Below are 20,546 nucleotides of genomic sequence, written 5' to 3' on the forward strand. Positions count from 1 at the left end.
CTGGCGCCATGGAACCCGATCTCCCGGGCATGCGCGCCTTCGTCGCCGTCGCCGAGGAACTGCACTTCGGCCGGGCCGCCGCCCGCCTCTTCCTTACCCAGCAGGCGCTGTCCAAGCGCGTCCGCCGCCTGGAGGACGCCCTCGGCGCGCCGCTCCTCGAACGCACCACCCGCAGCGTCGAACTCACCGCCGCCGGGCGGCGGTTGCTGCCGCTCGCCGTCGACGCCGTCGCCGCCTTCGACGCGGCCGTCCACGCCGCCCGGGGCACGGTGCGCGCGCTGCGCGTCGAGGTGTTCGCCGAGCGGTTCACGCCGCTGCGGGTGCTGCGCGACACGGTCGCCCGGACGCCCGGGGTCCGCGTCGACCCCAGCATGCGGCAGGGGCTGGCGCTCGCCCTCCCGGCCGTGCTGGGCCGGGAGCTCGACGCCGCGTTCGGCCGCGTCCACGACCTCGGCCGGCCCTGGCCCGCCGATCTCCTGCACCGGCCGGTCCACCTCGAACCGCTGCACGCCTATGTGCTCGCCGGGCACCCCCTCGCCGAGCGGACGGCCGTCCGCCCGGCCGATCTGCGGGACGGCGGGATCGCCATGCCCGACCCCGGCGGCGCGGAGGAGTGGCGCGGCTATCTGACCCGGTACTGCACGGAGTTCGGCATTCCGCTGCGCTTCACCGCACCGGCGGTGGGCGCCCGCGACTACGACGAACACATGCGGCGCGAAGGGCGCGCGGTGGCGGTGGGGGAGGCCGGGATGGACCTGCCGCACGACGGGCGCCTGCGCCGCCTCCCGATCGTGGACCCCACGCCCCTGCATCTGTGGTCCGTCACCTGGCACCGCTCGAACCGTGATCCCCAGTTGGCCGCCTTGTTGCGTGCCTTGCCGCACCCGGAGGTGCCCGGTGGGAGGCGGTCCGGTTCCACCGTGGCGGTTGGGGGCGAGGGGCGGCCGGACGACGTCTGGCTGCCGGAACCCGACCGGGCGGAACTGGCGGAGTACCGGACGCGCCGACCTGGGGCCGGTGAGGCCGTGACGTCGACGAACCCGTAACGCCGGTGAACCTCTGAGGCCGGTGAACCTCTGACGCCGGTGAACCAGTGAGGCGGGTGAGCCCGTGATGCGGGTGAGCCCGTGACGGCCGGCTGAGAGGCGGAACCGGCTATCCGTAGCAGAGGCAGAACGGGTGCCCCGCCGGGTCGGCGAAGACCCGGAACCCCGACGTCGTCCCGCCGCTGTCGTGCAGGAACCGTGCGCCGAGACCGGTCACCTCCCGCTGCGCGCGCTCCAGCTCGTCCCGGGTGCCGACGGAGAAGTCCAGGTGGAACTGCTGGGGGTGCTCCGGATCAGGCCAACGCGGCGGACGGTGGTCCTCCGCCTTCTGGAAGGCGATCCGGGTGCTGCTCTCGGGATCGTTCAGCCACACCCAGGCGGGGTCGCTCGCGTCGACCTTCCAGCCCAGGACCGCCCCGTAGAAGGCCGCGAGCGCCGAGGGGTCCGGACAGTCGATGACGGTGCAGTCCAGTTTCGCGATCATGTTGCGATGCTCCTTCACCCCCGGTGGGTTGTCCACCGGGCAAGAACAAACCGTGCGTCCTGGGGTTGGGGTGGCGTATGTGACGTGAGGGAATGGCTGAGGCGAACATCCGACCAGTTGGTTCGGTCCGGACGGCTTCACGCCGCACCATCTGGGAACAACACCTCCACAGGGCCCGTCCCGCTGGTCACCGTCATCGGCCGGTGATCAGCGGGACGGAGGTATGTACCGCTCCGATCCGCCGGCCGTCCGTCGATCCGTCGGTCCGCCCGCCCGGCGGCCTGACAACTCGGCCGTCCGGCAGGCCGGCCGCCGCCGGGTCCGCCGTCCGGTCCGTCGACCGCTCCACATCACCGAGCCGACCGGTCCGTCGGCCGCTCCGCCGACCGCTGTGCACGCCGCCGCACCGATCGCCGTGCACGCCGCCGCGGGGACGGCTCGCCGGCGACGGGAGGAGAAGGAGCACTTCGCTCGGCTCCGGCTCCGCCGGGTCACTCGCCCCGCGACCTGTCATGCCGTTCCGCCTACCCCGGAACCGGCTCCAGCAACGGCCGCATCGTTCCCGCCCGTTCCATCTCCAGCACCAGCAGCTCGTTCCGTCCCGCACGTAACGCCGGCCCCGGTACCCAGAGAGCGTGCTGCGGCCCGGCGGACCAGTACCGGCCCAGGCAGAAACCGTTCACCCAGACGAACCCCCGTACCCACCCCGGCAGTCGGAGCACCGCATCACCGCCCTCCGGCACCCGGAAGGCCCCTCGGTAGAGCCCCGGCTCCCGGCCGGCGGCCGGCCGCCACCGCACCACCGCGAGCGCGCCCTCCTCTTCGAACGCCGCGAGCCGGAGCCCCCGCGCCCGTACGCCGTGGACGTACTGCCCTCCGTGCAGCAGCCCACCCGTCAGCCCCTTCCGTTCGCCCAGCCGCGGACCGTAGTTGACCCTCCCCAGCGATTCCACCCACAACTCGACCGACGCCGGCCCCGGTACGTCCCCGATCAGCCCGTCCTCGTCACGGAGCACGGCCGTCCGCACCCCGTCCACGGCCACGACCGCCAGGTCCCGCAGCCCGGCCACCCGCAGAGGCAGCGCCCGGCGCGGTCCCGGGACCGTGAACCGGTAGCGGACGATCCCCCGGTCCACCCCCAGCTCCTCGAACGACGGCGGCAGCACGGCCTCCCGCGCGGACCCGCCGAGCGCGTCCATCACCTCGGCGGGCGGCGCCCACCGCGTGAGCTCCGCGCGCACCGGCTCCCGCAGCACCGGGGGAACTGGCGGCGGCTCCGGCGGCGGACCGTCCCCGTAGGCGGCCAGCACCTCGCGGAAGGCATGGAACTTGGCGGTCGGCCGGCCGTACTCGTCGACGGGCGCGTCGTAGTCGTACGACGTCGTCGTCGGGCGGAGCGCGCCCCGGTGCTCCGCGCCGGCTCGGTTCGCCCCCGCCCAGCCGCCGAAGTTCGTTCCGCCGTGTGCCATATAGACGTTCACGGACGCCCCGCACTCCAGGATCTCCCGCAGTGCCTCCGCCGCCTCCCCGGCGTCCCGCGCGGCCGGCGCGCCACCCCAGTGGGCGAACCATCCGCACCAGAACTCCATGCACATCGACGGCCCGGCCGGCCGGTGCCGGCGCAGCACCCGGAACGCCTCCCGCGCCCCCGAACCGAAGTTCACCGTCGCCGTGGCACCGGGGACCGTCCCGCCGGTGAGCATGTGGTCCTCCGGCCCGTCCGACGTCACCAGCGGCACCACCACCCCCGAGGCCCGCAGCCGGCCCACGAGGTGCTCGAGGTAGGGCTGATCGCTGCCGTACGAGCCGTACTCGTTCTCCACCTGCACCAGCACGACCGGCCCGCCCCGGCCGAACTGCCGCCCGGCGAGCTCGGCGCCCACCGCCTCCAGCCAGCCGTCCACCGCGCGCAGGAACTCGGGATCGCTCGTCCGTACCCGGCGTCCCAGCCGCCCTGTGAGCCAGTGCGGTAACCCCCCGTTCTCCCACTCCGCGCAGATGTACGGCCCGGGGCGCACGATCGCGTACAGGCCCGCCGCGTCGGCCGCGTCCAGGAACCGGCCCAGCTCGCCCACGTCGTGGGGCCGTCCCTCGACGGGCTCGTGCCGGTTCCACGGGACGTACGTCTCCACGCAGTTGAGCCCCATCGCCCGCAGCATCGCCAGCCGGTGCGGCCAGTGCCCCTCGTGCACCCGGAAGTAGTGCAGCGCCCCCGACAGCAGCCGCACCTCGCGCCCGTCGATCCGGAACCCGTCCTCCGCCACGGTGAAGTCCGGCACAGCAGCCCCCCAGCCCCGTCGGCCCGCCCGAGCGGCCCGGGCCGCGCCCATCCTGACCCACACCGGGGGCCGCCGTCACCGGGGCGACGGGCGCGACGAGGGGCGTACCACCGGACCACCGGACCGCCGGAGCACGGGCCGCGACACCGTCCGCCATACGGCACCCGGCCCGCTCCACCTCCCACTCCACCTCCCGTTCCACTTCTCGCCCCACCTTCCGCCCCATCGGTCCCGCTCGTCCCACCCGTCCCGCTGGTCCTCTCCTCCCGACCATCGGCCGCCGCCCCCGCGCCTTCCGGGGCCACCGGACCGGCACCGGCCGGATCATCGAGTCGGCACGGGCCGCCCGTTGCGCATAAGGTCGGTCGATATGAACGACAGCACCAATTCCGACCGCCTCGGCGCCGACCGCTCCGGCCCCGTCTCGTCCGGCGATGCGGGCCCGGCCACCGCCGCCGCGGCCGGAGCGGGCGCGCCCGACGACGCCGTCCGGGCCGAGCTCTCCCGGCTGCGGGACAGCATCGACAACATCGACGCCGCGGTGATCCATATGCTCGCCGAGCGTTTCAAGTGCACCCAGCAGGTCGGCCACCTCAAGGCCGCGCACAAGATGCCGCCCGCCGACCCGGGCCGGGAGGCCCGCCAGATCGCCCGGCTGCGCCTCCTCGCCGAGAACGCGAAGCTCGATCCGGCCTTCGCCGAGAAGTTCCTCAACTTCATCATCGCCGAGGTCATCCGGCACCACGAGACCATCGCCCGCGCCTGACAGCCGTCCGCCCACCGGAGAGCCCCGGCGCCCACGCCGGGGGCGCTCCGGCGGACGGCCGGGACCGGGCCGCCGGCCCTCGCCGTCCCCGCCGTCCCCCGCGCCCGCACAGCCTTCCCCCGGCCGTGCCTCCGCCGGCCGCCCACGTGCCCGGCCGCCGTCCCCCGCGCGACGGGCCGGCCCGCTCCCCAAACGCCTCGTCCCCCGCCGGGGCGCTGCGGCAGCATGGCCCCTATGACCGTACTGACGCGCGACGAAGCACAGGCCAGGGCCCGGCTCCTGGACGTCCACAGTTATGACATCGACCTCGACCTCACCCGCGGCGAAGAGCACTTCCGCTCCACCACGGTCATCCGCTTCCACGCCCGCACCCCAGGCGACACCTTCGTCGAAGTCCGCCCCGCCGCGCTCCTGAGCGCCACCCTCGACGGCCACCCCCTCGACACCGCCACCCTCGACGACAACCGGCTCCCCCTCGCCGCACTCACCCCCGGCGACCACGAACTCCGCGTCGAGGCGGACATGCGCTACTCCCGCACCGGCGAGGGCATGCACCGCTTCACCGACCCCGTCGACGGCGAGACCTACCTCTACACCCAGCTGTTCCTCGACGACGTCCAGCGCGTCTTCGCCGCCTTCGACCAGCCCGACCTCAAGGCCGTCTTCTCCGCCACCGTCACCGCGCCCCCCGCCTGGACGGTCCTCGGCAACACCGTCGCCACCCGCGTCGGACCGCCCGCCGAAGGCCGCTGGAAGCTGCCCGCCGGCCGGCCCCTCAGCACGTACTTCGTCGCCTTCGCCGCCGGCCCCTGGCACACCGTCCGCACCGAACACGCCGGGCTGCCCTTCGCCCTGCACTGCCGCCGGTCCCTCGCCCCGCACCTGGACGCGGACGCCGAGGAACTCCTCGACCTCACCCGCCGCTGCTTCGACCGCTTCCACCAGATCTTCGACGAGCCCTACCCGTTCGACTCCTACGACCAGGCGTTCGTCCCCGAATACAACTTCGGCGCCATGGAGAACCCCGGACTCGTCGTCCTCCGCGACGAATACGTCTTCCGCTCCGCCGCCACCGACACCGAGCGGCAGACCCGCGCCGTCACCATCGCCCACGAGATGGCCCACATGTGGTTCGGCGACCTCGTCACCCTGAAGTGGTGGGACGACATCTGGCTCAACGAGTCCTTCGCCGAGTACATGGGCTACCAGGTCCTCACCGACGCCACCCATCTCACCGGCACCTGGACCGAGTTCGGCATCAGCCGCAAGGCCTGGGGCTACGCCGCCGACCAGCGCGAGACCACCCACCCCGTCGCCCCCGAACCCGGCGCCGTACACGACACCGCCACCGCCCTCCTCAACTTCGACGGCATCTCCTACGCCAAGGGCGCCTCCGCCCTGCGCCAACTCGTCGCCTGGCTCGGCGAAAAGGACTTCCTCGCCGGCATCAACGCCCACTTCACCCGGCACCGCTTCGGCAACGCCACCCTCGCCGACTTCCTCGACTCCCTCGCCGGCGCCACCGAACGCGACGTCCACGCCTGGGCCGCCCGCTGGCTCCGCACCACCGGCGTCGACACCCTCACCCCCCGGATCACCACCACGGACAGCGGCTGGGAACTCACCGTCGACCACGAGGGCACCCGCCCCCACCGCATCGCCGTCGGCCTCTACGACCACGCCCTCGACGCCCCCCGGCGCCTCACCGCCCGCGCCCGCACGGAGATCGACCTCCCCGGTCCCCCCGGCCCCGCCCTCACCGGCACCGGCCCCCGGCCCGCCCTCGTCCTCCTCAACGACGGCGACCTCGGCTACGCCAAGATCCGCCTCGACCCCACCTCCCACGACACCGCCCTCGGCGCCCTCTCCAGCCTGCCCGCCCCCCTCACCCGCGCGGTCGTCTGGAACGCCCTCCGCGACCAGGTCCGCGACGGCCTGCTGGCCCCCGCCGCCTACCTGCGGGCCACCCGCGACCACCTGCCGCACGAGACCGACAACGCCGTCGTCGAAGGCGTCCTCACCTTCGCCCGCGACCAGATCGCCGACGTCTACCTCCCCGCCGACCACCGCGACGACGCCCTCGCCACCCTCCGCGACACCTGCCACGACCTCCTGCGCCGCACCGAGCGGGGCACCGCCCCCGGCCCCCGCCTCGCCGCCGTCCGCACCCTCATCGACAGCACCGCCACGGACTCCGCCCTCCACGACTGGCTCCGAACCGGCACCGTCCCCGGCGGACCCGCCCTCGACCCCGAACTCCGCTGGCGCGTCCTCACCCGCCTCGCCGTCCTCGGCGCCGTCACCCCCGACGCCATCGACGCCGAACTCGCCGCGGACCCCAGCGCCACCGGCCGGGAAGGCGCCGCCCGCTGCCACGCCGCCCTCCCCGACTCCGCCGCCAAGCAAGCGGCCTGGCACGCCCTCTACGAGGACGACAGCCTCTCCGCCTACCTCTGGACCGCCACCGCCCAGGGCTTCTGGCAGGCCGAACAGCTCGACCTCACCCGCCCCTACCGCGACCGCTACCACCCCGACGCGACGGCGCTCGCCGCCCGCCGCGGCACCGCCCTCGCCAAAGCCGCCGGCAACCATGGATTCCCCCGTCCCCACATCGACCACGACACCCTGCGCCTCGGCGAGGAATGCCTGAGCGGCACGGAACCGACCCCCGCGCTCAGGCGGCAGCTCCGCGACCGGCTCGACGACCTCCGCCGAGCCCTCACCGTTCGCTACACACAGTGAACACCACCCCACTGACAATGACCCCCGACGGACCCGTCGCCGCATGACAAAGGCGCCCGCACCCCGGTCGGGGGTGCGGGCGCCAGGCCCGAAAAACGCTGCCTACGTCAGCCGCGCTTGTCCTCGATCGCGTCCGCCGGCTCGGCCGTGCGGAGCTCCTCCAGGAAGCGGTCCACGATGCCGCTCTCCCGCGCGTACGTCTCGACCGACTCGCCGACGATGCGGCCCGCCAGCTCGGTGGCCAGCGCGCCCACCTGCTCGCGCAGCTGCGCCTCGGCCATCGTGCGCTCCGCGTCGATCATCGCGTGACCGGCGGAGATGATCTCGTCGCGCTGGCGCTGGCCCTCGGCCCGCAGCTCGGCGATGATCGCGTTGCCCTGCTCGACCGACTCCTGGCGCAGCCGCGCGGCCTCGTGCCGGGCCTCGGCCAGCAGCGCCTGGTACTCGGCGTGGACCCGCTCCGCCTCGGCGCGCGTCTCCTCCGCCTCGCCGATGCGCCCCTCTGTGGCCTGCTCACGCTCGGTGAGGACCTTGTTGATCCGGGGCAGGATCCCCTTCGCGATCACCGCGAAGACGAGGAAAAACAGCACCAGACCGAGGACGAGCGGGGCAACGTCCGGCTTCAGCGGTCCGATGTCGAGAGCGAGGTTCATCATGGCCATGAGGTGCAGGGTAGTCGAAGCCGCCCCCGGGGCGCGCCCCGCACCCCGTCCCGCGCCCCTTTGCCGTGTGCGACCCCCAACTCCCCGCCCTCGAGCGGACCGTCCCCCCATCGGGGGAAACATCCCCCACAAGGCGTCACGCCGCAGGTGCAGCCGGTAGCTTGAAGCGGTCCTGATGTATCAAACAAAAAGGGCATAAACGACTTGTCCGGCTGTGTTCGCCGCCGCCCACGGGAAGGCCGCACCCCCGCATGAGCAACCCTCCGAGCTCCGACCACGCCCCCGACGCGCCCCTCGACTTCGTGGGCATCGGCATCGGCCCCTTCAACCTCTCCCTGGCGGCCCTCGCCCACCCGCTGTCCGACCTCCACGCGGCCTTCTATGACGAGAATCACACCTTCCGCTGGCACCCCGGGCTGCTCATCGACGGCACCCGCATCCAGGTCCCGTTCCTCGCCGACCTCGTGACCCTCGCCGACCCCACCAGCCCCTGGACCTTCCTCAACTACCTCAAGACCCGCGAACGCCTCTACCCCTTCTACTTCGCCGAGCGCTTCCACATCACCCGCGCCGAATACGACGCCTACTGCCGCTGGGTCAGCGAGAACCTCACCGGCCTCCACTTCGGCCACCACATCGACGCCGTCCGCTGGAACCCCGAACGCGTCCTCTTCGAAATCGACTACACCCAGCTCGACCGCGACGGCGAGGCCGAAGCCCTGGGCCGCACCTACGCCCGCAACGTCGTCCTCGGCATCGGCACCACCCCCGACATCCCCGAACCCCTCCGCCCCCTCGTCGAGGCCCACGGCGTCCCCGTCCACCACTCCGCCGACTACCTCGACCACCGCGCCGACCTCCTCGCCGCCGACCACGTCACCGTCATCGGCTCCGGGCAGTCCGGCGCCGAGATCTTCCTCGACCTGCTCCGCCACCGCCCCGTCGGCCGCGAGAAGCTCCACTGGCTCGCCCGCACCCCCGCCTTCGCCCCCACCGAGACCAGCCGGCTCGGCCGCGAACACTTCACCCCCGACTACGGCCAGTACTTCCACGCCCTCCCCGAACCCGTCCGCGACCAGGCGCTGCCCCAGCAGTGGCAGCTCCAACAGGGCATCGACCCCGCCACCATCACCGCCATCCACGACGAGCTCTACCGCCGCAGCCTCCACGGCGGCTGGCCCGACACCACCCTCACCCCGGGCGTCTTCGTCCGCACCGCCGGACGCGTCGGCACCACCCGCGTCGAGCTCCACCTCGAACACCACCAGCAAGGCACCCGCTCACGCCTCACCACCGACGCCGTCGTCCTCGCCACCGGCTACCGCGAACGCCGCGTCGACCGCCTCCTCGCCGCCCTCGACCCCTACATCCGCCGCGACTCCGGTGGCCGGCCCCGCATCGACGCCCAGCACCGCCTCGTCCTCGACCCCCTGGTCAAGGGCGCCGTCCACGTCCAGAACGCCGAAACCCACGCCCACGGCATCGGCAGCTCCGACCTCGGCCTCGCCGCCTGGCGCAGCGCCACCATCCTCAACGCCGTCACCGGCACCACCCACTACCCCCTGCCCCACCGCACCGCCTTCACCACCTTCGGCCTGGAGCCGCGGCCCACGCCACGGCCCCACACCGCGTCCGCCTCAGAAAAGCGGCACACCATCCCGCGTCAGCTTCCAGTCCACTGACGCGAACTTCGCCACATCGATCACCTGCTGGGCCTTCACCCAACCGATGATCGTGTTACGGATCTCCTCCGAATTCGCCCACACCTGCTTCGCCCGCGCCACATGCGGGAAATTCCCGCCACCGCTCGCCCGGTAGTTGTTCACCGCCAGCACGAACTGCGCGGCATCGTCCAGCGGCTTCCCGTCGAACAGCAGCTTCCCGATCCGCGCACCCGGCGCCTTCGCGACGTCCACCTCGTAGGAGAGACCGCTCACCACGTCGTAGTTGTAATCCGGAATGCTCTCCGCGTTCGTGAGCTTCGCCGGATCCACCGGAGCGCCCACCGGCGTCCGCACGTAATACCGCGCCGAGAACTCCAGATACTCCCGCAGCTGCGCGCCGGTCAGCACCCGCGCCTCCAGCGTGTTCTCGAACGGATACAGCCCCGCCACCTGGCGGACCGACACCGGACCCGACGGAACCGCCGCCGTCCGCGAGAAACACGACGCCTGCGACAGCACCGGCAACGACGCGTACGCCGTGCCCTTCAGCGCCGCACGCACCGTCTCCGCCTGGACGTGATTGATGAAATCGATGATCGGCGTGTCCCGGTACGGCGCCTCCGCCGCGTCCATCGCCGCCGTCGACGTCCCGATCCGCTGGTTCACATAGGCCACCACCTTCCGGTGCTGCCCCCGCACCAGACCGGTGACCGCCGCGTCCTCCTCGGCCGTATTCGAGTTCAGCACCTTCGACGACACCGACGCGACCTGCCAGCGGCCCCGCTCCCACACCAGATCGAAGTCGAACAGCGTCAACCGCTGCCCCCACTTCAACGGCTCGGACAGCACCACCGGCCGACCCGTCTCCTTGTTCACCACCCGGTACTCCGGCACCTCCACATGCGCGTGCCCCACGAGAATCGCGTCGATCCCCGGCACCCGCTCCGCCACCAACGCCGCCGCGTTCTCCACATAAGGCAGCGCGTCACCGTAGGACGACGTACCGCTCGTCCCCGAATGCGCCGCCACGATCACCACGTCCGCACCCATCGACCGCAGCCGCGGCACCCACTTCGCCGCCTGCTCCTCAAGGCCCGGGAAAACCATCTTCCCCTGCACATTCGCCTTGTCCCAGATCGCGATCCCCGGATTCGTCAGACCCAGCACCGCCACCCGCACATCCCGCCCGTGCGGCGTCCGCATCCGCTTGATGACATACGGCCGGAACGCCGGCCGCATCGTCTTCGCGTCCAGCGCGTTCGCCCCCAGCAGCGGGAAGTGGCATTGCTGCTCGAACTTCCGCAGCACCGGAATGCCGTAATTGAACTCGTGGTTGCCCAGGGCCGCCGCGTCATACCCCATGGAGTTCATCGCCAGCGCCATCGGATGCACCGGACCGTGCGCCTTGGTGATCGGCTCCACCCGCGCGTAGTAGTACGCGAGCTGCGTCCCCTGAATCGTGTCGCCCGCGTCGATGAGCAGCGTGTTCCGCCGCCCCTTCTCCTTGCGGACCTGCTTCACCAGCGTCGAGATCTTCGCCAGGCCCACGTCGTTGTGCGCCTTGTCGTCGAACTCGGCATCGGTGAAATAGTCCCAGTTGAAGACGTTCCCGTGCAGATCCGTGGTGCCCATGACGGTGAACGCGTACCGCTTCGTCCTGCCGTGCCCGCGGCCCCCGTGCGCCCCCTGTCCCGCGAGGGGCTGCTCGGCGGCCGCCGCCGACGCGGCGCCCACCGCACCGGTCAGGGCCATACCCGCCCCCGTAGCAGCCGTACGCCCCAGGAAACGCCTGCGGTTCAGCGGCATCGAATTCCCCATCCCTTTACCTGTCACCTGACGATCTCACCGCGGCCGGCCGAGAGCCGGCCGCGTCCGACAGCGGCACCGGACGGCCGCAACACCACGAGCCCCCGGTACAACGCGCGTAGATTCTGGCCCCCACAGGCACCACGGCAACACCCTTACAAGGTTGCGATCCGATGACTCCGGACAGTCCCGCCGACGAACACGGACTGGGACGCTAGCCCCATGACCGCAACCGAGCCGTTGCCCTACGGAACCCCCGACACCCCACGCGTCGCCGTCCGGGGCGAGGCCCACCTCGAAGTCGATCCCGAAATCGCCCGCCTCGGAATCACCATCAGCGCCCGCGGCACCGACCGTCACAAAGCCCTGGACGACCTCACCCGACGCAACAACCACATCATCGAACTCCTCAAAACCCACGGCGACGCCGTCGAGAAAATCGAAACCGGCGCCGTGACCATCACCCCCCAACTCAACGACAAAGGCCGCCACGAACGCATCCGCGCCTACCGCGGCCACGTCCACCTCACCGCAACCCTCAGCGACTTCACCATCCTCGGCGAACTCACCACCCGCCTCTCCGACCTCGAACTCACCCGCATCGACGGCCCCTGGTGGGCCCTCCGCGCCAACTCGCCCGCCCACCGCGAAGCCCGCCGCCAAGCCGTCCACGACGCCGTCCAACGCGCTCGCGAATACGCCGAAGCACTCGGCTCCCACCTCGTCGCCCTCGTCGAACTCGCCGACACCGGCGCCGAACACCCCGCACCCGCCGCACCCCCCGCCCGCCCCGCCATACTCCGCAGCGCCGGCTACGCCGGCTCCGCCCCACCCGCGCTCGACCTCGAACCCCAGCGCCAGAGCGTCTACGCCCACGTCAACGCACGGTTGACCATGACCCCACCGATCCTGTGAACCGGTGCGCGCGGGGGCGTTGACAAGGTCTCCCGCCGCTCATCGGAGCGCCCCCGCGCACGTTTCACTAGTTGTCAACAGACCTTTACCCAACGGACTTTGGGCGGCCGTGTCCGGCAGATTCTCTACCCGCCGGTAGGTCATAAGGTCGTGCCATGCGCCGAGCGAAAATCGTCTGCACCCTGGGGCCCGCCACCGACTCGTACGAGCAGATCAAGGCCCTCGTCGAAGCCGGCATGGACGTCGCCCGCTTCAATCTGAGCCATGGCACCCACGCCGACCACGAGGCGCGGTACGAACGGGTGCGCAAGGCCGCCGAGGAGACCGGCCGCAACGTCGGCGTCCTCGCCGACCTTCAAGGCCCGAAGATCCGCCTCGGCCGGTTCCTCGAAGGCCCGGTACTCCTTGAACGCGGCGACACCTTCACCATCACCGTCGAGGACGTGCTCGGCGACCGCCACCGCTGCGGCACCACCTACGACGGCCTCGCCGCCGACGTCACCCGCGGCGAACGCATCCTCGTCGACGACGGCCGCGTCACCCTCGAGGTCACCGAAGTCAACGGACCGCGCGTCCACACCGTCGTCCTTGAGGGCGGCATGGTCTCCGACCACAAGGGCCTCAACCTCCCCGGCGTCGCCGTCTCCGTCCCCGCCCTCTCCGAGAAGGACGTCGAAGACCTGCGCTGGGCCATCACCACCGGCGCCGACATCGTCGCCCTCTCCTTCGTCCGCAGCGCGCGGGACATCGACGACGTCCACCGCGTCATGGACGAGGAAGGCCGCCGCCTCCCCGTCCTCGCGAAGATCGAGAAGCCGCAGGCGGTCGAGAACCTCGACGGCATCGTCGCCGCCTTCGACGGCATCATGGTCGCGCGCGGCGACCTCGGCGTCGAAATGCCGCTCGAAACGGTCCCGATCGTCCAGAAGCGCGCCATCAAGCTGGCCAAGCGCAATGCCAAACCCGTCATCGTCGCCACCCAGATGCTCGACTCCATGATCGACGCATCCCGTCCCACCCGCGCCGAGGCATCCGACGTCGCCAACGCCGTCATCGACGGCACCGACGCCGTGATGCTCTCCGGCGAGACCAGCGTCGGCAAATACCCCATCGAAACCGTCCGCACCATGAGCCGCATCCTCCAGGCGGCCGAAGAGGACATCCTCGCCCAGGGGCTCCCCCCGCTCACCGAACGCAGCAAGCCCCGCACCCAGGGCGGCGCCGTCGCCCGCGCCGCCGCCGAGATGGGCGACTTCCTCGGCGCCAAGTTCCTCGTCGCCTTCACCCAGTCCGGCGACACCGTCCGCCGCCTCTCCCGCTACCGCTCACCCATCCCCCTCCTCGCCTTCACCCCCGAACCCGCCACCCGCTCCCAACTCAACCTCACCTGGGGCGTCGAGACCTTCCTCGGGCCCATGGTGCAGACCACCGACGAAATGGTCAGCCAGGTCGACGAATACCTGCTCCGCATCGGCCGCTGCCGCAAGGGTGACATGGTCATCATCACGGCCGGCTCCCCGCCCGGCACGCCTGGTACGACCAACCTCGTGCGGGTGCACCACATCGGGGAGGACGACGGGCCGAAGGGGTAGGCGGGGCCCGGGAGATCAGTGTTTCGGGCCGATGTGGGCGTCCATGAGGGCGACGGACGCGCGCCGGGCGACCGAGACGTTGAACGGTATGCCGTCGCGGCGGGTGACCGTCCACTCGACGCCGACCCTGTCGAGGGTGTCGCAGTACAGGCGCCGGATGTCGTCGGACTTGTTGGTGAAGAAGTAGCGGGGGTACTCGTAGCGCTTGCGCTCACCTCCGATGAGGCGCGTAGTCCAGTTCGTCATCCGGCAGCCGTCGGAGTGGACGAGGCCCCTCAGGAAGTCCCATGGATGCGCGTCGACGATGCGCTGCTGCCAGGGGACTAACGAGATGGACCGCTCGTGCTTCTTGCCCGGGCCGTGCTGGGGGAAGAGGCACGGCCAGTGCTTGCTGCCACTGGCGACGGCCACGCAGCCCTGCCGCTGGACGACGCAGACGCTGTTCTCGGGGAGCACGCGTTTCATCGCGGTTCCGCAAGCCTCGATGAGGCCCGGCCACGCGTCCGCGCAGACGATGCGGAGCGTAAAACTGCCGTTGGGGTGCTTGCTGACACAGCCGTCGCCGAGATAAAGCCCCAGGAGGTAGGCGTAGGCGCGCGCATCGGCGGGTGGCTCGGAATCGGCGCGGCACAGTGAGCACAGTGAACGGCTGGGCTGCCTGGGCTCGACCCGAGTGAGCCATTGGCGGAGCGCGTGCCGGGATATGCCGGTCTGCTTGCTGACTGAGTTGAGACTGAAACCCCGGTCGACCAGGGCGAGGGCGCGTCGGCGCGTGGCGAGGTCGTACATGAGAACGAGCCTGACGTGACGAACGCCACTGCACTGGAATTCGCGCAGATGTTCACCGCAAGGGATGAAGATCCCCAATGTCGGCACTCAATGGCGTGACCTTCGAAATGAAGGTAAAGTGCCCCGGGTCGGATTCGAACCGACACTGTATGGGTTTTGAATCCATTGCCTGCTGCCAGTTGGGCTACCGGGGCCTTGTAATGCAAGGAGAGTGTATACCCCTCCGGTACTCAAAACTACAGCACTCGGTACGCTCATGGAGCACCGCCTGTCCTGGACTGAGGAGACCCGTGAGCGCCGCCGAGCCCCAGCCGCCCGTCGACGACGAGCCGCAGCACACCCCTCCGCACACCACCCGTGTCGTGATCGCCGAGGACGAGGCCCTCATCCGCCTCGACCTCAAGGAGATGCTCGAGGAAGAGGGCTACTCCGTCGTGGGTGAGGCGGGCGACGGGGAGACGGCGGTCGCGCTGGCGCGGGAGCACCGGCCGGACCTGGTGATCCTCGACGTGAAGATGCCCGTGCTCGACGGGATCTCCGCGGCCGAGCGGATCGCGGCCGAGTCGATCGCGCCCGTACTGATGCTCACCGCGTTCTCGCAGCGTGAGCTCGTGGAGCGGGCGCGGGACGCCGGGGCCATGGCGTACCTGGTGAAGCCGTTCAGCAAGAGCGACGTCGTGCCGGCGATCGAGATGGCCGTCTCGCGGTTCACGGAGCTGAAGGCGCTGGAGAAGGAGGTCGCAGACCTCTCCCAGCGGCTGGAGACGCGCAAGCTGGTGGACCGCGCGAAGAGCGTTCTGCAGACGCAGTACGGGCTGACGGAGCCGGCGGCGTTCCGGTGGATCCAGAAGACGTCGATGGACCGCCGGATGTCGATGCAGCAGGTGGCGGAGGCCGTCATCGAGGACGCCCGGGAGAAGAAGGCGGCGAAGGAGCAGCAGTCGCAGTAGTGGCTGGTGAGTTGGGTGTGGGGTCCGTGTCCGGATGGGGACGCGGGCCCTTCGTGCTGTTCGGGGTCTTGGGGGCTTTGGGGTTCCGGTCAGTCCTCGCCGAGGTACGCCTTGCGTACGGATGTGTCGCCGAGGAGTTCCGCGCCGGTGCCGGAGAGGACGATGCGGCCGGTTTCCATGACGTGGCCGTGGTCGGCGAGGGTGAGGGCCGCCTGGGCGTTCTGTTCGACGAGGAGGATCGTCGTGCCGTCGGCCTTGAGTTCGGCGATGGTGGTCATGATCTTCTGCATCATGATCGGTGAGAGGCCCATGGAGGGTTCGTCGAGCATGAGGAGTTTGGGGCGGGACATCAGGGCGCGGGCCATGGCGAGCATCTGCTGTTCGCCGCCGGAGAGGGTGCCGGCGGGCTGGCGGGCGCGTTCGCCGAGGATGGGGAAGAGGCCGTAGGCGCGCTCGACGTCCTGGGCGATGGCGGTGGTGTCCTTGCGGAGGAAGGCGCCGAGCTGGAGGTTCTCGGCGATGGTGAGGCGGGGGAAGATGTGGCGGCCTTCGGGGGAGTGGGCGAGGCCGAGGGCGACGATGCGGTGGGCGGGGATCCGGGTGAGGGGTTTCCCGTCGAAGCGGATGCTGCCGGCTGTGGGGCGGAGGAGGCCGGAGAGGGTGCGGAGCGTGGTGGTTTTTCCGGCGCCGTTGGTGCCGATGAGGGTAACGATCTCCCCGGCGTGGACGGTGAAGGAGATGCCCTTGACGGCTTCGATCTTGCCGTAGCCGACGCGGAGGTCGCGGACTTCGAGGAGGGCCGTCATCGGGGGTCGTTCTCCTCGGGGTGGGGGCGGGTCGTGTCGTCGTCCGGGGCCGTCGGCGGGCTTGCGTTCCTCCGGGCCGCTGCCTCCGCCTGGGCGCGTGCCGTCGTGGCCGCCGTGGCGGTCGCCGCTTCCGCCGCTCGGGCCGCTTCCGCCGCCTCGACCTCGGCGGCCTCGTCCTGTCCCGGTGCGCCCTCGAAGGGGGTGCCGAGATAGGCGGCGATGACGCGGTCGTCGCTCTGGACGGTGCGCGGGGTGCCCTCGACGAGCTTCCGGCCCTGGACGAGGACGGCGACGTGGTCGCAGAGGTTGAAGATGAAGCGCATGTCGTGCTCGATGACGAGGACGGCGATGCCCTGGTCGCGGATGGCGAGGACGAGGCGTTCGGCGGCGCGGGTCTCCTGGGGGTTCATGCCGGCGGTGGGTTCGTCGAGGAGGAGCAGGCCGGGGTCGCTGGCGAGGGCGCGGGCGATTTCGAGCCTGCGCTGTTCGCCGTAGGGGAGGTTGCGGGCGAGGTGGTCGGCCTTGTCGGCGAGGCCGGTGAATTCCAGGAGTTCGCGGGCGCGTTGGTGGGAGGCGCGTTCGGCGCGGTGGAAGCCGGGGCTGCGGAGGAGGGCGGAGAGGAGGCCCTCGTGGGTGCGGGTGTGGCGGCCGACGAGGACGTTCTCCAGGACGGTCATGCTGGGGAAGAGCCGGATGTTCTGGAAGGTGCGGGCGATGCCCGCCTGCGTGACGAGGTGGGGTTTGGCGGGGAGGATGGTGTCGCGGTAGACGACGGTGCCTTGGGTCGGGACGTAGAGGCCCGTGAGGCAGTTGAAGAAGGTGGTTTTTCCCGCGCCGTTGGGGCCGATGAGTCCGACGATCTGCCGGTCGTGCACGGTGAGGTCGACGGAGCGTACGGCGGTGAGGCCGCCGAAGCGCATGGTGACGCCGGTGGCGGTGAGGACGGGTGCGGCACTGGTGGCAGCGGTGGCGTCGGGGGCCCTGGTGGTCACGGTGGTTACGCCTCCGCTCGGGTGAGGGTCGCGGTGTCGGGAGCGGCGTCGTCGTGGAATTCGAGCTGTTTCCGGCGGTCGGCGACGAGGCCCTCGGGGCGGAAGCGCATCAGGAGGATGAGGGCGACTCCGAAGAGCAGGAGTTGGTAGTCCTGCATGAAGTCCATTTTGTTCGGGATGAGATAGAGGAGGGCGGCGCCGACGAGCGGGCCGGTGATGGTGCCCATGCCGCCGAGGATGACGGCGGCCAGGAGGAAGGCGGAGTTGGGCGGGACGGTTCCGGCGAACTGGTACTGGTCGGGGGTGGCGGTGGTGATGACGTGGGCCTGGACGGTGCCGGCGAGGCCGGCGAGCGCGGCGCCGAGGGCGAAGGCCAGGAGTTTGAGGCGGAAGGCGTTGATCCCCATGGCGGTGGCGGCCGTCTCGTCCTCGCGGATGGCGATCCAGGCGCGGCCGATGCGGGAGGCGGCGGCGCGGCGGAAGACGAGGACGACGGCGATGGTGGCGAGGAGCATGAGGAGGTAGTAGTTGCCGAAGCGGCCGATGGGGGTGCCCAGGAGGTCGTGGGTGTCGCCGAAGTCAAAGCCGCCGACGGCGAGATCGGGGATGTTGGGGATGCCCATGGCGCCGTTGGTGATGTCGGGACCGGTCTTTCCATTGAGGTTGAGCATGGTGATGCGGAAGATCTCGCCGAAGCCGAGGGTGACGATGGCGAGGTAGTCGCCGCGGAGGCGGAGGGTGGGGGCGCCGATGAGGACGCCGAAGACGAGGGAGGTTCCGATGCCGGTGAGGACGGCCGCCCAGAACGGGAAGTGGACGCCGGCGGCGGATTCCGGGGAGCCGGAGACGAGGGCCGCGGTGTAGGCGCCGACGCCGAGGAAGGCGACGTAGCCGAGGTCGAGGAGGCCGGCGAGGCCGACGACGACGTTGAGGCCCAGGGCGACGGTGGCGAAGATGAGGATGCTGGTGGCCAGGTTGGTGTAGGTGTCGCTGGTGAGGGTGAGAGGGAAGGCCGCGGCGGCGACGAAGGCGGCGGTGAGGGTGATGGTGCGGTGCCGGGCCGTGAGGGCGCTGAGGCGGGTGGTGAGGCCGGAGCGGCCGACGGCGGCGAGCCCGGCGCCGGCGAGCAGGAGGTAGCCGACGAAGAGTTCGCCGTATTCGGCTTCGATGCCGTAGGTGAAGAGGGCGAGTCCTAGGGCGAACGCGGCGGCGATGAGGAGGATGTCGGCCCAGGTGGGGAGTGGGGTGGGGGCGGGGGGACGGCCGGGGGTGAGGGTGTGGCGGAAACGGTGCCAGGGGTTGGCGGGGGCGGTGTTCTCCGGGCGGTCGGTGCCGGGTCCGTGATCCCTGTCGTCCCTGCCGTCCCGGCTGCCCTTGCCGCCCTTGCCATCCCGGCCGCCTCCGCCGTCGCCGCCATCCCCGGCCCCGCGGCCATCCCCGCCGTCTCCGTTGTCCGTGCCGTCTGTGTCGGCGGTGCCGTCCGTGCCGTCTGTGGCTTCGACGTCCTCCATGCCCTCCACGCCGGCCGGGTAAGGCCGCGCCGGGGGCAGGGCGAGGGCGCCGAGGGCGGCGGCGAGGGTCGCGCCGCCGGCGAGGAAGCCGCCGGGCTCGAGGTTGACGAGGCCGCCGAGGTCGGAGGTGATGGCGCCGAGCGTGTACCAGGTGGCGGCGAAGGTGCCGAGGGCCAGGAGGAGGGTGGGGGCCGTGGTGCCCGAGGGGGCGAGCCAGCGGAGTCCGCGGATGCCGTAGCCGGCCAGGACGTGCAGCAGGGTGAGGGCGGCACCGGCGAGGGTGATGTTCTGGAGGCCGCCGGGATAGCCGGTGACGGTGAGGTTGCCGGGGAACGCGGTGGTCCAGGTCCAGGCGAGGAAGGTGGAGACGATCGCGAGGAGCGCTCCCGCACCCGTGAGCAGACGGGCGGTCGCCGGAGGCAGCGGAATGGTGGCGGGTACCGGCGTCGTGGCGGCCGGGGGCGTGGCGGCCGGCGTCGTGGCGGACGGTCGTCCTCCGGTGGGGTGGCGGTCGAGGGACATGGCCGTCACGCCCGATCCGCGACGCGTTCGCCGAGCAGGCCCTGGGGCCTGAGCAGCAGGACGAGGATGAGGAGGACGAAGGCCCAGACGTCCTTCCAGGAGCCGCCGCCGAACTGGGACATGCCGGGGATCTCCTCGATGTAGCCGGTGGCGAGGGCTTCCGCGACGCCGAGGACGACGCCGCCCAGCATGGCGCCGTAGATGTTGCCGATGCCGCCGAGGACGGCCGCGGTGAAGGCTTTGAGGCCGGTGATGAAGCCCATGCGGAAGTCCACCTGTCCGTATTTGAGGCCGTGGGCGACGGCGGCGACGGCGGCGAAGGTGGCGCCGATGGCGAAGGCGATGACGATGATGCGGTCGGTGTTGATGCCCATGAGCTTCGCGGTGTCGGGGTCCTGGGCGGTGGCCTGCATGCCGCGGCCGGTGCGGGTTTTGGCGACGAAGAGGCCGAGGGCGAGCATGCACAGCGGGGCGGCGATCAGCAGGAAGACCTCGCCGCGCTGCACCGTGGCGCCGAGGATCTTGAAGGACTCGCCCTTGAACTGGGGGAACACCCTGGCCTTCTTGGCGTCGGGGTACCACTTCCAGACGGCCTGCTGGAGGGCGATGGAGAGGCCGATGGCGGTGATGAGCGGGGCGAGGCGCGGGGCGCCGCGCAGGGGCCGGTAGGCGAAGCGTTCGGCGGCCACCGCGATGGCGACGGCGGCGGCGATGCCGCCGAGGATCATGAGGGGGAGTGCCAGGAGCAGCGCGGTGCCGTCGGGGAGGGCGAGGTGGACGGTGAGGGCGCCGAAGCCGCCGACCATGAAGATCTCGCCGTGGGCGAAGTTGATGAGCTGGACGATGCCGTAGACCATCGTGTAGCCGATCGCGATGAGGCCGTACATCGCGCCGAGGATGAGTCCGTTGGCCAGCTGTTGCGGCAGTTCGTGCACCGCCGGGCCTCCGTGGGATGAGACGTGCCGGGGATGTGCGGGGGATGTGCGGGGGAGGGTTGCGGGTGGCCGGCGCGGGCCGGTG

General features: G+C 71.3%; 16 protein-coding genes and 1 tRNA gene. 7 read left to right on the forward strand and 10 right to left on the reverse strand.

Annotation, left to right across the window (positions count from 1 at the left end; genetic code table 11):
* Positions 1–8: 8 nt before the first annotated feature.
* Entirely contained in the window at positions 9–1,046 is a 1,038-nt protein-coding gene (locus K7I03_RS25070; RefSeq protein ID WP_185943677.1) for a LysR family transcriptional regulator, read from the forward strand.
* Positions 1,047–1,155: 109 nt separating this feature from the next.
* On the opposite strand, the gene K7I03_RS25075 is transcribed toward K7I03_RS25070, so the two are convergent.
* Positions 1,156–1,530 carry a VOC family protein gene (locus K7I03_RS25075; RefSeq protein ID WP_185943678.1) on the reverse strand — a complete coding sequence of 125 codons (375 nt, stop codon included), beginning with the start codon at positions 1,528–1,530 and terminating at the stop codon, positions 1,156–1,158.
* 524 nt (positions 1,531–2,054) lie between these two features.
* Positions 2,055–3,809 carry a glycoside hydrolase family 35 protein gene (locus K7I03_RS25080; protein ID WP_185943679.1) on the reverse strand — a complete coding sequence of 585 codons (1,755 nt, stop codon included), beginning with the start codon at positions 3,807–3,809 and terminating at the stop codon, positions 2,055–2,057.
* Between the two features lie 370 nt (positions 3,810–4,179).
* On the opposite strand from K7I03_RS25080, the gene K7I03_RS25085 reads away from it, so the two are divergent.
* Complete coding sequence (locus tag K7I03_RS25085) at positions 4,180–4,575, forward strand: chorismate mutase (RefSeq protein WP_185943680.1); 396 nt, start codon at positions 4,180–4,182, stop codon at positions 4,573–4,575.
* A 234-nt stretch (positions 4,576–4,809) separates the two neighbouring features.
* Positions 4,810–7,317 (forward strand): aminopeptidase N, encoded by a 2,508-nt coding sequence (gene pepN, locus K7I03_RS25090; RefSeq protein ID WP_398857907.1) that lies wholly within the window; start codon positions 4,810–4,812, stop codon positions 7,315–7,317.
* 107 nt (positions 7,318–7,424) lie between these two features.
* On the opposite strand, the gene K7I03_RS25095 is transcribed toward pepN, so the two are convergent.
* Positions 7,425–7,979 carry a F0F1 ATP synthase subunit B gene (locus K7I03_RS25095; protein WP_185943682.1) on the reverse strand — a complete coding sequence of 185 codons (555 nt, stop codon included), beginning with the start codon at positions 7,977–7,979 and terminating at the stop codon, positions 7,425–7,427.
* A 251-nt stretch (positions 7,980–8,230) separates the two neighbouring features.
* On the opposite strand from K7I03_RS25095, the gene K7I03_RS25100 reads away from it, so the two are divergent.
* Positions 8,231–9,661 (forward strand): lysine N(6)-hydroxylase/L-ornithine N(5)-oxygenase family protein, encoded by a 1,431-nt coding sequence (locus K7I03_RS25100; protein WP_185943683.1) that lies wholly within the window; start codon positions 8,231–8,233, stop codon positions 9,659–9,661.
* On the opposite strand, the gene K7I03_RS25105 is transcribed toward K7I03_RS25100, so the two are convergent.
* Positions 9,617–11,449, reverse strand: coding sequence for a bifunctional metallophosphatase/5'-nucleotidase (locus tag K7I03_RS25105; RefSeq protein ID WP_185943684.1), 1,833 nt, complete (start codon positions 11,447–11,449; stop codon positions 9,617–9,619). The genes K7I03_RS25100 and K7I03_RS25105 overlap by 45 nt on opposite strands.
* A 222-nt stretch (positions 11,450–11,671) precedes the next feature.
* Here K7I03_RS25105 and K7I03_RS25110 point away from each other — a divergent pair, with 222 nt between their 5' ends.
* Both K7I03_RS25110 and pyk read left to right on the forward strand, forming a co-directional pair.
* Positions 11,672–12,364, forward strand: coding sequence for an SIMPL domain-containing protein (locus K7I03_RS25110; RefSeq protein WP_185943685.1), 693 nt, complete (start codon positions 11,672–11,674; stop codon positions 12,362–12,364).
* Between the two features lie 155 nt (positions 12,365–12,519).
* Positions 12,520–13,956, forward strand: coding sequence for a pyruvate kinase (gene pyk / locus K7I03_RS25115; protein WP_185943686.1), 1,437 nt, complete (start codon positions 12,520–12,522; stop codon positions 13,954–13,956).
* Between the two features lie 15 nt (positions 13,957–13,971).
* On the opposite strand, the gene K7I03_RS25120 is transcribed toward pyk, so the two are convergent.
* Positions 13,972–14,745, reverse strand: coding sequence for a transcriptional regulator (locus tag K7I03_RS25120; RefSeq protein WP_185943687.1), 774 nt, complete (start codon positions 14,743–14,745; stop codon positions 13,972–13,974).
* A 119-nt stretch (positions 14,746–14,864) separates the two neighbouring features.
* Positions 14,865–14,939: transfer RNA gene (locus K7I03_RS25125), tRNA-Leu, on the reverse strand.
* Between the two features lie 96 nt (positions 14,940–15,035).
* Between K7I03_RS25125 and K7I03_RS25130 the strand changes: the two genes are divergently transcribed.
* Positions 15,036–15,695, forward strand: coding sequence for an ANTAR domain-containing response regulator (locus K7I03_RS25130; protein ID WP_185943688.1), 660 nt, complete (start codon positions 15,036–15,038; stop codon positions 15,693–15,695).
* Between the two features lie 89 nt (positions 15,696–15,784).
* Here K7I03_RS25130 and K7I03_RS25135 read toward each other — a convergent pair whose 3' ends face one another.
* The 4 genes from K7I03_RS25135 to K7I03_RS25150 form a co-directional block, all read right to left on the reverse strand.
* Positions 15,785–16,501 carry an ABC transporter ATP-binding protein gene (locus tag K7I03_RS25135; protein ID WP_185943689.1) on the reverse strand — a complete coding sequence of 239 codons (717 nt, stop codon included), beginning with the start codon at positions 16,499–16,501 and terminating at the stop codon, positions 15,785–15,787.
* Positions 16,498–17,421, reverse strand: a complete 924-nt coding sequence (locus tag K7I03_RS25140) for an ABC transporter ATP-binding protein (RefSeq protein ID WP_224347584.1) — start codon at positions 17,419–17,421, stop codon at positions 16,498–16,500. The genes K7I03_RS25135 and K7I03_RS25140 overlap by 4 nt, the downstream gene beginning before the upstream one ends.
* Positions 17,422–17,498: 77 nt before the next feature.
* Positions 17,499–19,526: a branched-chain amino acid ABC transporter permease gene (locus K7I03_RS25145; protein ID WP_185943805.1), complete on the reverse strand. Its 2,028-nt coding sequence runs from the start codon at positions 19,524–19,526 to the stop codon at positions 17,499–17,501.
* A 5-nt stretch (positions 19,527–19,531) separates the two neighbouring features.
* Complete coding sequence (locus K7I03_RS25150; RefSeq protein WP_185943691.1) at positions 19,532–20,461, reverse strand: branched-chain amino acid ABC transporter permease; 930 nt, start codon at positions 20,459–20,461, stop codon at positions 19,532–19,534.
* Positions 20,462–20,546 lie beyond the last annotated feature (85 nt).

The organism is Streptomyces mobaraensis (assembly GCF_020099395.1).
In the GTDB taxonomy this organism is placed as follows: Bacteria; Actinomycetota; Actinomycetes; order Streptomycetales; family Streptomycetaceae; genus Streptomyces.